Origin of the sequence: Peribacillus sp. NPDC060253, from assembly GCF_042727425.1 — a bacterium.
Taxonomy (GTDB): domain Bacteria; phylum Bacillota; class Bacilli; order Bacillales; family DSM-1321; genus Peribacillus.
This window is the reverse complement of record NZ_JBHXAS010000110.1, coordinates 1-15,335: the sequence shown is the minus strand read 5'-3', so window position 1 is coordinate 15,335 and position 15,335 is coordinate 1. Positions and strand designations below refer to the sequence as shown.

Sequence of the window (15,335 nt, the reverse complement as noted above, 5' to 3'; positions counted from 1 at the left end):
ATTATATTTAATTTAAATTCACAAATCCACTTGTTACAAGAAAATGAGGAGGATCAATCAAATGAAAGAGATTGTAAGTAATGAAATACAAACACGGAAAGATAAATATCCTTTACTAAAGAAGCTCATTTCGATGGATGAAGTATTTTGGCTCAATCCAAATATCGAAAAATTTCAAACGGGAATTAAAAAATCCCCCCTAACTCAAGAAGATGTAAGAGATGCAGAGGAAAGGTTGAAACGTTTTGCTCCATATATCGCCAAGGTTTTCCCTGAAACAAAAGGAACGAATGGTATCATAGAGTCTCCTTTAGTGAAAATTCCTGCCATGAAACAATCCTTAGAACAGGATTATCAACAACCTATATTAGGAGAATTATTACTAAAATGCGATAGTCACCTTCCTATATCAGGATCTATTAAAGCAAGAGGCGGGATTTATGAGATACTCAAACATGCAGAAGAATTAGCTTTTCAACATCAATTGTTAACGGTTCAAGATGATTATTCGATTTTAGATAGTGATAGGTTCCGAACCCTTTTCTCACAATATTCAATCGCAGTAGGCTCTACTGGAAATTTAGGACTTAGTATCGGCATCATCAGTGCAAAGTTAGGTTTTAATGTTTCTGTTCATATGTCAGCTGATGCAAAACAGTGGAAAAAAGACTTGCTTAGAAGCAAAAATGTCAAAGTTATTGAATATGAAGCTGATTATAGTAAAGCTGTAGAGGAAGGTCGAATCCAAGCAGATAGTGACCCAACATGTTATTTTGTGGATGATGAAAATTCTCACGACCTATTTTTAGGATATGCAGTGGCTGCATCTCGCTTGAAGAAACAATTAGAAGAGCTAGAGATAATAATAGATGAAAATCACCCTTTGTTTGTTTATCTTCCATGTGGAGTAGGTGGTGGTCCTGGAGGCGTAGCTTTTGGCTTGAAATTATTGTTTCAAGACCATATTCACTGTTTCTTTGCAGAACCTACACACTCACCATGTATGTTACTCGGTTTAATGACTGGGCTTCATGATAAGATTTCTGTACAAGATGTTGGTATCGATAATGTAACAGACGCGGATGGACTTGCTGTTGGAAAGCCGTCTGGGTTTGTAGGTAAAACTATGGAACCTTTTTTAAGTGGCAATTATACGGTTAGCGATGAACAGTTGTATAAGTTGCTAAAAGAACTAGTCGATACAGAGGGGATCCATTTAGAACCTTCAGCACTAGCAGGCATGATAGGACCAAGTAAATTATGTAAAGAGGGCTTCGATTATTTACAGAAACATAGTTTAACGGAAAAGATGAGTAAGGGTACACATATTATTTGGGGGACTGGTGGAAGCATGGTTCCTGAAGAAATGATGACGCAATATTATCAAAAAGGGCTGAAATTAGCGTTAGAGAAAGAGAAGTAATATAACACGGGGTAGTAACCCCGTGTCAGAATGTAGACATTCGAACGTTGATTTTGTTTATCTTGCATTTTTTCATATTAGGGTTCCTCCTAAGGTTTTGAGTTAGAGTGGTGTCTTACTCATATCTTACTGAGGAGCCCTATTTTTTCAAGTCCTCTAATCAACAACTATTAGACTGCTTACTCTTGTTCATCAAGTTCAATAAAATAATGATCCTTACGATATGACACTGCCTCCATGGTTGCTATCAGGTTTTGCTCATGCAAGACGTCTATTCGATAAAAACCTGTCCGATAGTTTCGTTTAACTTCAGTTGCACAGGCTACTATCTTGTCTCCGGGTTTAGCTGATTCAATAAACTGGATTGTAGTCGAGAGTCCTAAGGATGTTTTTCCATATGCATTACAAGCTACGGAAAAAGCATGATCTGCTAAAGCATAAATAACAGCTCCGTGAACAGTTCCATATGCATTTACCATATGGCTTTGCACTTCTAACGTTGCTTCTGTATAACCTGCCTCGAATTTTGTTAGCTGAATGCCTAACGACTGAGCATACGGATCGTTTTTTACTTGCTCATGAATTTGTTCAAAGTGTTTTTCATAAATTTGATATTCATCAATTTTCTTCTTCACTATTACCTACCCCTTTGATTGAATATTTTACTCCCATTACCACCGATGGTAATTACCAGTAATTAGAATTAGAAATATTTTTCATATCCATTTCTAACTGATCATTGTACTGCACTTGAACTAAGAATCTTTTTCTTGCGTAATCTACTAAATATATAACCAAACAAACCGCCTATGATAGCTGGTAGGAGCCAACCTAAACCTAACTCATACATAGGAAGGAACTCAGTGAAAAAAATACTAATCGCTTTAATGTGTATACCAGCAGCGTTTAATCCGTCAAATAGGCTTACGATAAAGGTAAATATCAAACTACCTTGATATACTTCTGGCCTACCATTAAAGGCAGAGTGTAAAAATGTTAAGAATATTAAAGTAATGGCAATGGGATACATGGTCATTAATACAGAGATTGAAATCTTAATTAGTTGCGTTAATCCTATATTCGCTACGAGGGTACTAAATATAGTCAAAATTATCGCAAAATTTTTATAAGAGATCTTGGGAAATAATTCATGAAAGAAAGAAGAACAAGCCGTGATAAGACCAACACTTGTGGTCAAACACGCAACTGTAATCATTAAGCCTAATAAAATTGCACCATAAGAACCGAAATAGTAGTCAGAAACTTTTGCTAAAACTTCAGCTCCATTCTCTAATTGACCTAGTTTTTCTACGCTCGAAGCTCCCATAAAGGAAAGTGCAGTATAAATTAGAATGAGCAGTGTAGCTGCTATTGCCGTTGCTTTTACACAAACAGTCATGATTTCTTTCTTAGTAGTAGCTCCTTTTTCTTTAATGGCATTCACAATAATGATTCCGAAAGCAAAAGCTACAAGAGCATCCAGTGTTAAATAGCCTTCTTGAAAGCCTTTGAAAAACACATGGGATGTATACCCTTTGAAAGGAGCTTGAAAGCTACCGATTGGATGAATAACAGCTATTATTACTAGGAATCCGATGAATGTTAATTTTATAGGTGTTAGAATTTTTCCCACAACATCAATAATTTTAGTGGGATTAAGCGAAAGTAGGCAGGCGACGATAAAAAATATGATCGTAAATATGACCAAAGGCAGAGACCCTGCATGATTCATAACAAACGGTTTAACTCCAATTTCAAACGATACATTACCAGCTCTGGGAATAGCGAAAAAAGGGCCGATTGCGAGATAGAGAACAGTCGCAAACACCATACCAAACACTGGATGTACTCGACTCGCTAAAGATCGTAAATCATCTTTACCTGAAAAAACAAATGCTGTAATTGCAAGTAATGGTAATCCTACTCCAGTCACCAAGAAGCCCGCATTGGCTTTCCATACATTTGTTCCAGCCATTTGCCCAAGCATAGGGGGGAAAATTAAATTTCCTGCCCCCGAAAAACAATGCGAATAGCATTAAACCGATAATTATTATAAATGACAATGGAACTTTCTGTGACACATCAATCCCTCCTAAAATCAACTAGCATATGGACACATTTGTTTTGTGTTTGATATAAAAAATTAGTTTCTTTTGCAAAGCAAAGAGACTGATTCTAAAAAACCAATTGCACCAACATCATGTAGACAATCGTTCCCCCCGCTATGGAGAGGAGCATCATTTTCTTCCAAAAGTGAAGCAATGCAACTACCGCTACCGCCATGCATTCAGGGATACCGTGACTTCCGGATTGTAAGTTCACATCCTTTAAACAATAAATGATCAAAAGCCCTATTACCGCGGATGGCAGCATTTTACCGAGATACTGTACATACTTCGGTGTGGGTTTTCCAGATGGGAAAATGATGAATGGCAGAAACCTTGTAAGCATTGTGCCTAAAACAACCATTGCAATAGTAATGATCTGCTGTGTTAAATCCATTGTCATATGGCCTCGACCTCAACTTTCTCTAATGGCTTTCTAAGTAAGGTGAGTAACCCCAAAACGGCAAACATAGCAGGAATAATGAAATGGTTTCCGCCAAAAATAATAAGACAGACAGCTGACAGCCCAAGCCCTGCGAGAGCACTATGATGATTTTTCTCTTTCATCCACTGTTCAATGAAGATGACTACAAATAGAGCCGTCATAACAAAATCGAGTCCTTCCGTGTTGAACTTGACAAGTGAACCAAAAATGCCGCCAATCGCTGCCCCTATCACCCAATAGGCATGATTAAGCAGTGTTACGAAGAACATAAACCAGCCCTTGTCTACATTCTGCGGAACATCAACGGTACAATTGATAGAAAAAGACTCATCGCAAAGCCCATAAATCAGATACAGCTTTTTCTTCCCGGTCCCCCTATACTTATCAAGCATCGAAATGCCATAAAACAAATGTCGTGCATTCACCATTAACGTTAGAAAAAGGGCGTTAATCGGATTGAATGCGATAAGCAATAAATTGGCTGCAATAAACTCCATTGATCCTGCAAATATTGTTAGACTCATCAAGATCGGGTAAATCGCACTGAAGCCTAATGAATTCATAAAGATTCCATAAGCGATGCCTAAAAATAAAAAGCCTGCCAAAATGGGCACTGTGTACGGAAAAGCTGCACGTAATGCAGGTATCATTTGAGTTCTTTTTTTCATATAAATCACATCCTGATGGCTAAATTTATTTAAACTTAACATACAAAATCCGTACAAAAAACAAGTTAATTGTATGGATTACAATTAAAATAAAATTCCCCCATTTTATCAAAATGGGGGTGCTGATAGGCTTATCACCTTATATTCGTTTAAAGTCGCCTTTCAAATCATACCGTTTCATGATTAGAATTCCATACAAAAAATGATATGATTGTATGGAAAAAGTTAATAGAGGTGACGTATGCCAGTAAATTCATTTGACAATTATCCAATGTCTTGGAAGCCTGATAAGAAAGCAATAAAGCGTCCTTTTTATAAATCTCTTGCATCATTACTTGAACAAAATATAACAAATGGTTTTTTAGCACCTGGAACAAAGTTGCCTTCGCAACGAGAATTGGCGGATTTTCTTGACTTAAACTTCACCACGATTACCCGTGCCTACAAAATATGCGAGATAAAAGGATTAATTTATGCCGTTACGGGAAGCGGAACCTTTGTGGCTCCCAATGCCACTCGTTCTATAACCATTTCCGCGGATAAAACGGCAAACAGCATTGATCTTGGTTTTGTGGCATCTTTTGAGCAAACCAATGATATTGTAGCAGAAACTATTCAAAAAACTGTGAACAAAAGTTATTTGAAGCAGTTACTAAATTACAACGATCCGACTGGTATTCCACATCAAAAAACAGCAGCTCTAAACTGGATGGAATCTTTCGGCATTCACGCGGATCAAGAGCATATAGCAATCGTTTCTGGTGCCCAAAATGCATTGGCCATAGCCTTGGCTTCTTTGTTTGAGCCTGGTAATAGAATTGCAACCGACTTATACACATATTCAAACTTTATCGAGTTGGCAAAGATGTTCCATATTAAGTTAGTGCCCATTCTCGGAGACCAGTTTGGAATGCTGCCAGACGAACTTGAAAAGCAGTGTTGTCAAATAAATATTGACGGCATTTTTCTGATGCCCTCTTGCAACAATCCAACCACAATCATGATGTCAGATATTCGAAAGCAAGAATTGGCTGCGGTCATCCGTAAGCATCGTTTAATCTTGATCGAGGATGATATTCATGCATTTATGACGGCAGGTATGATCTCCGATTACCAGCAGCCAATGTTCCATTTACTCCCAGAACAGAGCGTTTATATTTGTAGCACGTCTAAGTCAATATGTTCTGGATTAAGAGTTGCCTATATGGTCTATGGGGATGCATTACGCGAGAAAATTTCGCAGGCCATTTTCAACATAAATGTAAAGACCTCTTCTTTTGATGCAGAGGTTATCACAGAGCTTATCTTATCAGGGAAGGCTCATGAAATTGCTTCTCAAAAGAAACAGCTTGCACAGACTGCAAATGATATATATTCGGAATATTTTCCTTTAAGAAAGGATGTTGGACATCCTCTCAGTTTTTATCGTTGGCTTCCAATTCAAGGACATAACGATGCGTTACAACTGGAAATGGATTTGAAAAGGCACGGTATTCGAGTTTTTCATTCCAATCGTTTTCAAAGCGGGCAGACTACCCCTGATATGTATTTACGTATTGCACTTTCTTCTACAAACTCATTTGATGAGTTAAAAATAGGATTAGCCATATTAAAACAGTATCTCAACTGATTCAAAAGATGAAGTATTCAATATTTACGAGCTTACCCAGTGTTTTTTTACTGAAATCCTTAATTGGATTGAAGAAATTTGCGGCACTCCTGCCGAATAACTGGCTAGTCGAGACCCCGGAGACACTTGCGTCGAGGAGGCTTGGCAGACAGTCGGCGGAAAGGGAGCAGATTTATGAATCATTTACCGAATTCGATTTCTTGATTTGGCATATTTTCTAGCATTTCTTCGGCTTGAACCAATCTCTCTGACTTCATTTCACCACTCCTGTTCTGACTGCTGAACATAGTATGGGCAAATGGGAACCACCTGTATTATATGATTCCTTGGAAGAATTCTTAAAGGATATTAAATAAAGAGGGTAATGACCCTCTTACAGTTGGTAAGCAAAATCAGTTCTATCTAACAATTAAAACAAAGTTGATTGGAACTGGTGTGCGAGACTCCTACGGGAAAAGCGCTCCAAGGGAGATCCCGCAGGCGCAAAAGCGCCGAGGGCGGACCGCCCACGGAAAGCGAGTGCCAACGTTCGAATTTTTACAAACCCTATTTTTTAACAGTGATCCATTCGCCCCAAAAAGTTTGTTTAAACTACAAAACTAGTTAATTCAATAACAATCCCAGTATGGAAACAAAGAAAAGAAATAATGAGACTACAAAGTACCCCAAAAATCCTTCTTTTCTATCTTTTTGAAATTCGCCTAATCCTGTTACTAACATCATTGCCCCCAAGAACAACATAGAATACGGCATCAACTCAGTATTCCCAGTAATTAGCTGATAGGCGTATAAAGCAAGAACAATTATTGCTAAGATGATTTTAACTTTTTTCAAGAATATATTTCTCCTTAAATACAATTTTTTCAATTAATCATACCATTTAACACCTTTTCATTTGTGTGGAAAATGGAAATTCCTTCATTCACTCCCCCACTTTTTTGCAAGAAAAAGCCGACTGATTTTTTAATAAAACCAATCGGCTATATGTGCTTTTAATTTATTTGATTGTTACGCATTTACTGCTTTACGTGCCTGGCTTGCATGTAATTTTTTCATTGCAAATCTTGCAATCGGCTGTGCGATCAAAGCTTCCACCCAAAATGCGATGAAAAAGTTACGAGGCCAATCATAAAAGAACGTTTGAATCGGCTCCAAACTAATTTCTCCCATGCCAATCCAAGATCCGATAACTGTCAGTAAAATGGACAGGATGGTTACGCTAAATAATATCGTGAATAACACTCTTGCATTAAAACCGTCCGTAGGTTCAGTAAACTTTTGTACGAGTTTATTAACAATTGGATTAACAACAAGTGTTACCAATAAAATTACACAAATCCACACAAATGGAATTACTTGTAAGGTTTCAAATACACTTCTTTACTGAATCCAAATTTAAATCCCATAATAAGCGGTGCGATAATGTTGACTGAAAGTATAGATATAATCGCTAAAAATAATACAAAGTCTTTTCCATTTCGCGGTAATCTTGTTTCCTCGTGCATATGATCATCTCCATTAAAAATATTTCAGATGGCAGACGTATCGTGAGACATATATTTTTGGTCAATAAAAAAGACCAATATCTCTACACACTGATATAACAATTTTATCACGTTTTTCAAATGAATTTCAATACTTTATACCTAGCACTTAACTATCCTGCACCGTTTTTCCCCTAAGAAAAAGGCTGCCTCAGCACCCTACTTACTGCAAACAAATCACGAAACAGCAGGACTCATGTCCCCCCAGATAATTACAAGAATTTACTTGATTTTCTTTTAGTTAAAAAGCACAAAATAATATCTGAAATTTCACACTTCTTCTAATGATTCCTAAATACGAAACCTGTATACTTTTATCATGTTAGTTTTTATTACATCATTAGTCACATCATATAACACTACGCATAGGAGTTGAGTGTACATTGTCTACATATCTAGAAAGGCAAGCTTTAGAAGAGTCGGAGTTCCACCACGCTGCGGATTTGGACGAATCTCTGAAGCCGCGAACCAAAGAAGATAGGACGGTTGGCCCGATATCCTATATATTCATGTGGATTGGAGACGGCGTCAATTTAGGGAATATGACACTAGGAGCCAGCTTGGTCGTAGCGGGAACCGCAACGTTGAACATCTTTCAGACATTTGCTGCAGCTGCCATTGCCATCGCTATCATTTCCGTGATTTTTGCTTTAAATGATAGGATTGGATACAGGACGGGTATTCCCTATGTTGTTCAGCTCAGAATGTCCTTCGGGATGAAAGGCTCCATCCTATCATCACTTTTGCGCGGAATTCCGGCTATCATCTGGTACGGTTTTCAAAGTTGGATCGGCGGTACTGCCTTAAACGAAATTGTGAAGATTATTACGGGTGGTGCCTTTGATAATGCCGTCATTTGCTTTGTCGTGATTCAACTGGTGCAAATTGCGCTTTCCCTGTACGGCTTCCTTGCCATCAAATGGGTGGAAATGCTTGCGTCCATTGTTATCATGCTAGCATTAGTCTATGTATTTGGTATTCTGCTTACATCACATAACGAGGTCATCGCGGAAAAATGGGTGCATACTGAAGGCTCATGGGGCTTGCCGTTCTTTGCTTTCATCATGATGTTTTTAGGAAATTATGCGGCTATCTTTTTAAGCGCAGGGGACTACTCAAGAGAGCTTAAGTCTGGCATCAGTGATGCAAAACGAGGTTTTTTGTACTTTTCTCCCATTTTACTAGCATACGGATTCGTACTGACAATCGGTGTAATGCTTGCTTCCGCTACCGGCATTTCCAATCCCGTTAAGGCGTTTGCAATTGTGGTAGATAATCCTTATATCACAGTAGGCGTTTCTGCATTTATCGTTATAGGTGCAATTGCGGTAAATATGGTTGCCAATATTATTCCGCCAACATATGTCATCACTTTGCTTACAAAGCTGAAATATAAGGTTGCCGTTATCATAACCGGAATTCTTGCCTTTTGCTCCTTCCCTTGGGTGCTTGTACAGGATTCTTCGGCGAAGGGTCTTGGTTTGTTCATTCTTATTTATTCCGCATTTTTAGGTCCGATCGTTTCGATTTTATTAGTCGAGTATTATCTATTAAGAAAGCAAAAGATCAATGTTTCCGATTTGTACAGAGAAGGCGGGCCATTTACAGGATATAACCCATGCGCGCTGCTCGCCATGCTTATCGGCGCCGGCGCTGCCTTTATAAAAGTCGAGCTGGCCTGGATCATCGGCGTTTTCGTGGCAGGCATTGCCTATATGATTCTGATGAAGTTCACCTTTAAGGATTCAAGATTCAAAAAGGGTACGATATTTGAGAAGTAGGCAAAAAGAGATACTACTTAAAAAGGTAGTATCTCTTTTTTAACTTACGAAAGATATGTTTGACCATTTTTGTAAATGAATGAGTAGTTTCCTTCTTTTTTCAATAGAACCGGCAAGTACTGGTCAACCATTTCCGCTATGCCGAGATTACTGGGGTGGAGAATCCAATCAATGGATTTCCAATCGAGGATACCTTCTCGTGTTTTTTGGGGTGTTTAATATGTTAAATCATCGTCCGCTTCGTACAAATAGACATATATTCCATCCAGCTCACCTTCTGGAGTCTCCCAGGTAACCGTTCCTTTCGAAAAAAAGTTCGCTACTTTTATGCCCGTTTCCTCAAACACTTCACGCAACGCACCTTCATCAGGAGTTTCCCCTTTCTCGATTTTGCCCCCCACTCCGTTCCAAACACCCATAATTGGAGGCTTCTCTCGATTAAGCATGAGTATTTCATTATTTATCTTCACAAAACAAACCGTATACTTAAACATTATTCAAAGTGACCCCTTTATCGTTAATTAACCCCACCACATGACTGTTACGAATATACAAATTATTCACACGTGATCTTCCCACTATATTTCCGTCCATATAATTAGGAAAGATCTTGACCAAACATTCCTAATACAGTTTGCCTTTCTATTAAAAACATTGGCTTCCCTCACTTCTTCTGCCTCTAAAGTATTTACACTCTCTCAAATCTTAAAATCCATAAACGCTCTCCGTCTATGTATAATGCGCTCCCCATTAGTTCCAATTCTTCTATTTTAGCGCATTTACTCGTGAATTTGCGCTGTTTACTCGTGAGTTTTGCTGTTTTACTCGTGAATTCGCGCTATTTACTCGTGAGTTTGCGCTGTTTACTAGTGAATTCGCACTTTACTCGTGAGTTTGCGCTTTACTAGTGAGTTTTGCTGTTTTACTCGTGAATTTGTGCTTTTTACTAGTGAGTTTTGTTGTTTTACTCGTGAATTTGCGCTGTTTACTCGTGAATTCGCGCTGTTTACTAGTGAATTCGCACTTTACTCGTGAGTTTTGCTGTTTTACTCGTGAATTTGCGCTGTTTACTCGTGAATTTTGCTGTTTTACTCGTGAATTTGCGCTGTTTACTCGTGAGTTGCGCTGTTTACTAGTGAATTCGCACTTTACTAGTGAGTTTTGTTGTTTTACTCGTGAGTTTGCGCTGTTTACTCATGAGTTTTGCTGTTTTACTCGTGAATTTGCGCTGTTTACTCGTGAACTTGCGCTGTTACTCGTGAATTCGCACTTTACTCGTGAGTTTGCGCTGTTTTACTCGTGAATTCGCACTTTACTAGTGAGTTTTGTTGTTTTACTCGTGAATTCGCGCTGTTTACTAGTGAATTCGCACTTTACTCGTGAGTTTTGCTGTTTTACTCGTGAATTTGCGCTGTTTACTCGTGAATTTGCGCCGTTTACTCGTGAATTTTGCTGTTTTACTCGTGAGTTTTGTTTTTTTCTCATTAATTTGCGCTGTTTACTCTTGAATTCGCACTTTACTCGTGAATTTACACTGTTTACTCGTGAATTCGGATTTTACTCATTGTCGCATAAAGAGAGCAGCGAATCCCTTAAGAATCGCTGCTCCTCCTCTTTATGCTCCTGCCCAAACATCTTTCGCATATCTGCCATTTTCCTCTAATGATTGCAGCCATACTGTGGCTTCTTCTTTCGGTGTTTGATAGAAATGCATATAGCTTTCGATTAGTGTTCGTTCAACATCAGGTGCCATTTTGCTTCCGTCTCCGCAGATGTATAGGTGTCCTCCTTCTTTTAATAAAGGAAGGATGTCATGGGCGTTTTCCGCTAATCTGTTCTGGACATATGTTTTTTCTTGACCGGGACATCTTGAGTAAGCGGTGTGCAGTGTTACAAGGCCTTCTTGTTCAGCTTGCACGAGTTCTTCTTGATAGAGGAAATCGTGTTCCGGATTACGGCATCCAAAGTAAAGGTGGGCAGTCCCTAGGGTTTCACCTTTTTCTTTCAAAGCGCGACGTGCCTGTATGAATCCCCTGAATGGTGCAATTCCTGTTCCAGGGCCAATCATGATGATTGGTTTTCCTGTTTGCTCTGGGAGCTGGAAGTTGGATTGCGGCGTATTGATAAAGCAGGCTATTTTGTCTCCTCGGAAGCGTTCTGCCAAATAATTCGATGCAATTCCTTTGTATTCTCCGCTGCCACTCAAAGCTTCTCCACGGACGACACTGACGGTGATGCTTGCTTCTCCTTCGTTCTGGAGTGGTGAGCTTGAGATAGAGTAGTATCTTGCTTTTAAAGGTGGCAGTAAAGACAGAAAACGTTCAAATGGGATATCACACGCAAGATACTTTTCTATAAGGTCAAGCATGGTTATGCGCTTGTTCAGGATTTCTTGTTTATAGATATTGTCCAAAAGAAGATCTTCAAGTTCTTTTACATGTGGAGGACATACCGTATGAGTGGCAAGCGCCCGAATTTGAGACCTGGTGGCGGGTTCTTGGAACTCCACATAGTTTGATAGTAACTCCTCGAGTTTTACCGGTTTTCCTGTAGGAAGATGGGCAGCTTTTCCGGAATCCCCAGTTAGATTTACGTAATCTTTGCCGTTTAGGTTAAATCGACTGAGCACTCGCTCGACAAGGTCCGATGGATTTTGCGGAAGTACCCCGAGATGATCGCCTTCTTGATAATGTATTCCCTCTGGCAGAGATAATTCTATATGCCGTGTACTTCTTTCGCTATCTTCATGTTGTAATTCAAAATTCTTTTTTACAATGGATGTAAAAGCATGATGGGTGCGTGCAAGTGGTGTGCCGCTCACATCACTTACGAAGTTCATCGTAATCGAACTGATTTCCCGATCATTCCTATTCACTTCAATGTTAAGGGTTTCGGCAAGATTCGGCCAAAGGGCTTCTGTCCATTTCTCGTAATCCCCTTCAAAGTCATCGCTTGCATCTCCATAGCCCGTTTCTGACAGCCGCACTGCTCCTTTTTGTTCCAGCCGATCATCAATGAAGATTGGAATGCGTTGGTACGTATTGGCCCAATTGCGGTCCCCGCAGCCGAAGATCGCATAGTGAACACCATCCAATGTGTTACCCTTGCTTTCCTTCAGCCATGAAACGAAGTCACCCGCATTATCCGGGGGATTTCCATTATAAGATGCCGAGACTATAAGAACAGCTCCTTCTTGAGGAAGCCGATCGGTGTAATCATTTAAATGGGCAACCTCGGCATTGAAGCCTTGTCGCTTCCCTGTTTCAGCAAGGTCACGAGCAATCCCTTCCGCTGTTCCCATATTTGATCCAAACAGGACGAGTAATGGTGTCCCATGTGCTGATTCAATTGGAGATGCCGCGGCTTCTTTGTCCGCTGACTTTGATTCTGGAGAAGCAGCGGTAAATGAAATCGCCGGCTTCCTCGGTGAAACGTGCATGGTCAATCCGTCTGGTTTGAGAGTCAACGTTTCTTTAACATCCAATTGATATTCTTCATGATCAATCAAGTCAAAGTGCTGTAAAACCATGCCGAGCACCAATGTCGCTTCATGAAGGGCAAACTGCTGTCCGATACAGGCGCGCTGCCCGTTTCCAAACGGTTTATAAGCATGATAAGGGATTGAATCCAAATCCTCGAACCGCTCAGGAATGAACGATTCAATGTCATCACCCCAAACGGATGGATCACGGTGAAGCTCGGGAATCAGCAGCGAGAATACATCACCTTTCTTCACATTGTATTTTCCACCCAGCATGGTATCTTCTTTCGCATAAACGGAAAACGCCGGAGGAGTCGGCCACAGACGAAGCGTTTCATTCAGCACCATCCGGACATATTTCAGCTTTTTCACTTGTTTGTAATCAGGAACATCATCACCCAGCACTTCATCGACTTCCTGCTGCGCTTTTTTTAACTTGTCTCTGTTATTCATGAGGAAATAGATGGCGAACGATAGGAGACCGCTCGTCGTTTCATGCCCAGCTATTAAAAAGGTAATGATTTGAAAACGAATATTTTCATCATCCAGTGATACACCCGTTTCAGGATCTACTCCTTTCAACATATGGGAAAGAAGGTCATCTTCTCCCTGATCACCATTTTGTTTTCGTTCAGTAATCAATTCATCCACTAGAGAGAACATATATTGAATGTCCTCCCTGAATTGTTTTTTAGACTTAATCATCAGTTTATCTTGGATGCCAAGTCGCTGCGTTTGGCTCATCGCTTCATCCAAAGCACGCACCATACTGGTGACAAAAGGATGGGTGGTATCCCGATAAAAACTGTTAAAGCGGTAATTGAACCCGCAGAGTCCGATCGTATCCAAGGTCAATCGTGTCATATCTTCAGGAACATCTATCTCATCAGCTGGATTCAGGCGAGCCCATTTTTGAATGAGTTGGGTAGCAAGATCCACCATTTTAGCATGATACCCCTTCATTGCCTGCTGGCTAAAGCTGGGCAGCAGGATGTTATGGGCCTTTTTCCAATTCGGCTCCGTCGTTTCACTTGTGAAAAGACCATCGCCACCAAACGCTCTCACTTTTTGTAGGGCTGGACCGACTTTCTTATCAAACCTAGTTTCATCACATATCTCTTTTGCGAGGGCAGCACTGGATACGAATGTAGTGATTCGACCCGGAAATTGAAACTGAAAAACCGGCCCAAGTTCTCGTGCCAGCTTCATGAAAGACTGAAGCGGCTTATCCTTATCAATGATAGGCAGGCTGCCTAGGGGGCCATATGTCTTTGGCTGTGGAAACTGAGTTGTTTTTTCCATTTTATTAGCACCTCTTTCAATAGTGTAGATTCACGGAATGAACATTCATTCCGTTTATAATTAAAAATGTCTCAAGCGTGCAATCGGACTGCATCCCAAAAGCTTTCTTCCACATCTTCCAAAAGTTTTGGTTCAGGTTCTAACTCCCCGATGCGAACAAGTCGCTCAAGCTCAAGAAATGCTCCGTAAATGATGGCAATCAAAGCTGAAGAAGGAATATCCTTAATTTCTTTTTTCTCTTTTCCTTCATCAAAGAAATTTTTAAATATATCCAATAGCCCTTGAAAGCTAGCATGACTATCTTCATTTAAAAAATGGGCTCCACTATGTATTTTAATAAAATAAAGAGCTTGGTCCTGCTCGGTTGTAAAGTGAACCATTGATTTAAAAATATGGTGAAATTGATTTCTAATTGAATCTTCATGAGGAAATCCATTCTTGACCGTTTCAGTGAAAATATCCAAGTACTCTTGAAAAATCTTGTTGCCCAGCACTTCCTTATTCTCAAAATAGCGATAAATGGTACCCGCTCCAACTCCTGCCGATGTAGCAATCATCGGGATCGTTGTCGCATCATATCCCCGTTCTGCGAATAGCACTAAAGCGCTGGATACTATACTGTCTCGTTTATTTATTGCAGTGATCATAATGATTCACCCCTTTTTTACAAGATGCGGAATGAATGTTCATTCCTTTTAGTGTAAGTGTATACCCAATAAAATCCCATCTCAATCACGCATACTACCCATATTTTGTGAATTCTTTGTTAACGGAGGGGGATAAAAGACTGAAAGTATTTCTTTTTAAGGAATTAAATGGGTACTACAAACTATCATTTGCCCATAAAAAAAAGAGCTGATAGTGAAGTGAACCCAAAAAGTTAGACACTTTATTTAATTAGGCAGCCTTGAGGGCATGAATCCGGTAATCTACCGGGCTCATGCCTTTTAATTTTA

Annotated in this window: 14 protein-coding genes and 2 pseudogenes; 5 read left to right on the top strand and 11 right to left on the bottom strand. The window is 39.6% G+C overall.

All coding sequences use genetic code 11. From position 1 onward, the window contains the following. The first annotated feature begins 61 nt into the window (after positions 1–61). Complete coding sequence (locus ACFWE9_RS21370) at positions 62–1,423, top strand: D-serine ammonia-lyase (RefSeq protein ID WP_377358667.1); 1,362 nt, start codon at positions 62–64, stop codon at positions 1,421–1,423. Positions 1,424–1,602: 179 nt separating this feature from the next. On the opposite strand, the gene ACFWE9_RS21365 is transcribed toward ACFWE9_RS21370, so the two are convergent. The 4 genes and pseudogenes from ACFWE9_RS21365 to azlC all read right to left on the bottom strand — a co-directional run bounded on the left by ACFWE9_RS21365 (position 1,603) and on the right by azlC (position 4,683). Next, the gene (locus tag ACFWE9_RS21365) at positions 1,603–2,058 is read right to left on the bottom strand and encodes a PaaI family thioesterase (RefSeq protein WP_230162507.1); all 456 of its coding nucleotides are present in this window, start codon (positions 2,056–2,058) and stop codon (positions 1,603–1,605) included. Positions 2,059–2,159: 101 nt separating this feature from the next. Continuing rightward, positions 2,160–3,504 (bottom strand): annotated as a pseudogene (gene brnQ / locus ACFWE9_RS21360) (branched-chain amino acid transport system II carrier protein). Between the two features lie 94 nt (positions 3,505–3,598). Continuing rightward, on the bottom strand, positions 3,599–3,931 hold the full coding sequence (locus tag ACFWE9_RS21355) for a branched-chain amino acid transporter permease (RefSeq protein WP_377358665.1): 333 nt from the start codon (positions 3,929–3,931) through the stop codon (positions 3,599–3,601). Next, positions 3,928–4,683, bottom strand: coding sequence for an azaleucine resistance protein AzlC (gene azlC, locus ACFWE9_RS21350; protein ID WP_377358663.1), 756 nt, complete (start codon positions 4,681–4,683; stop codon positions 3,928–3,930). The genes ACFWE9_RS21355 and azlC overlap by 4 nt, the downstream gene beginning before the upstream one ends. Positions 4,684–4,882: 199 nt before the next feature. On the opposite strand from azlC, the gene ACFWE9_RS21345 reads away from it, so the two are divergent. After that, positions 4,883–6,271, top strand: coding sequence for an aminotransferase-like domain-containing protein (locus ACFWE9_RS21345; RefSeq protein ID WP_377358661.1), 1,389 nt, complete (start codon positions 4,883–4,885; stop codon positions 6,269–6,271). 182 nt (positions 6,272–6,453) lie between these two features. Here ACFWE9_RS21345 and ACFWE9_RS21340 read toward each other — a convergent pair. The 4 genes and pseudogenes from ACFWE9_RS21340 to ACFWE9_RS21325 all read right to left on the bottom strand — a co-directional run. Continuing rightward, a pseudogene (locus tag ACFWE9_RS21340) lies at positions 6,454–6,543 on the bottom strand (MBL fold metallo-hydrolase); the annotation flags it as partial. A gap of 331 nt (positions 6,544–6,874) precedes the next feature. Beyond that, positions 6,875–7,105: a YczI family protein gene (locus ACFWE9_RS21335; RefSeq protein WP_230162499.1), complete on the bottom strand. Its 231-nt coding sequence runs from the start codon at positions 7,103–7,105 to the stop codon at positions 6,875–6,877. Between the two features lie 174 nt (positions 7,106–7,279). Further along, complete coding sequence (locus tag ACFWE9_RS21330) at positions 7,280–7,594, bottom strand: DUF2798 domain-containing protein (protein ID WP_377358659.1); 315 nt, start codon at positions 7,592–7,594, stop codon at positions 7,280–7,282. A gap of 29 nt (positions 7,595–7,623) precedes the next feature. After that, positions 7,624–7,776: a hypothetical protein gene (locus ACFWE9_RS21325; RefSeq protein WP_377358657.1), complete on the bottom strand. Its 153-nt coding sequence runs from the start codon at positions 7,774–7,776 to the stop codon at positions 7,624–7,626. Positions 7,777–8,198: 422 nt separating this feature from the next. Between ACFWE9_RS21325 and ACFWE9_RS21320 the strand changes: the two genes are divergently transcribed. Continuing rightward, entirely contained in the window at positions 8,199–9,596 is a 1,398-nt protein-coding gene (locus ACFWE9_RS21320; RefSeq protein WP_377358655.1) for an NCS1 family transporter, read from the top strand. 215 nt (positions 9,597–9,811) lie between these two features. On the opposite strand, the gene ACFWE9_RS21315 is transcribed toward ACFWE9_RS21320, so the two are convergent. Then, the gene (locus ACFWE9_RS21315) at positions 9,812–10,090 is read right to left on the bottom strand and encodes an NUDIX hydrolase (protein ID WP_377358653.1); all 279 of its coding nucleotides are present in this window, start codon (positions 10,088–10,090) and stop codon (positions 9,812–9,814) included. Between the two features lie 237 nt (positions 10,091–10,327). Here ACFWE9_RS21315 and ACFWE9_RS21310 point away from each other — a divergent pair, with 237 nt between their 5' ends. Both ACFWE9_RS21310 and ACFWE9_RS21305 read left to right on the top strand, forming a co-directional pair. Continuing rightward, positions 10,328–10,504 (top strand): hypothetical protein, encoded by a 177-nt coding sequence (locus tag ACFWE9_RS21310; protein ID WP_377358651.1) that lies wholly within the window; start codon positions 10,328–10,330, stop codon positions 10,502–10,504. Then, on the top strand, positions 10,504–10,899 hold the full coding sequence (locus ACFWE9_RS21305) for a hypothetical protein (RefSeq protein ID WP_377358649.1): 396 nt from the start codon (positions 10,504–10,506) through the stop codon (positions 10,897–10,899). Before ACFWE9_RS21310 ends, ACFWE9_RS21305 begins: the two co-directional genes overlap by 1 nt. A 312-nt stretch (positions 10,900–11,211) precedes the next feature. On the opposite strand, the gene ACFWE9_RS21300 is transcribed toward ACFWE9_RS21305, so the two are convergent. Then, on the bottom strand, positions 11,212–14,379 hold the full coding sequence (locus tag ACFWE9_RS21300) for a bifunctional cytochrome P450/NADPH--P450 reductase (RefSeq protein ID WP_377358647.1): 3,168 nt from the start codon (positions 14,377–14,379) through the stop codon (positions 11,212–11,214). A 71-nt stretch (positions 14,380–14,450) separates the two neighbouring features. Continuing rightward, positions 14,451–15,026 (bottom strand): TetR/AcrR family transcriptional regulator, encoded by a 576-nt coding sequence (locus ACFWE9_RS21295; protein WP_230162485.1) that lies wholly within the window; start codon positions 15,024–15,026, stop codon positions 14,451–14,453. Positions 15,027–15,335: the final 309 nt, after the last annotated feature.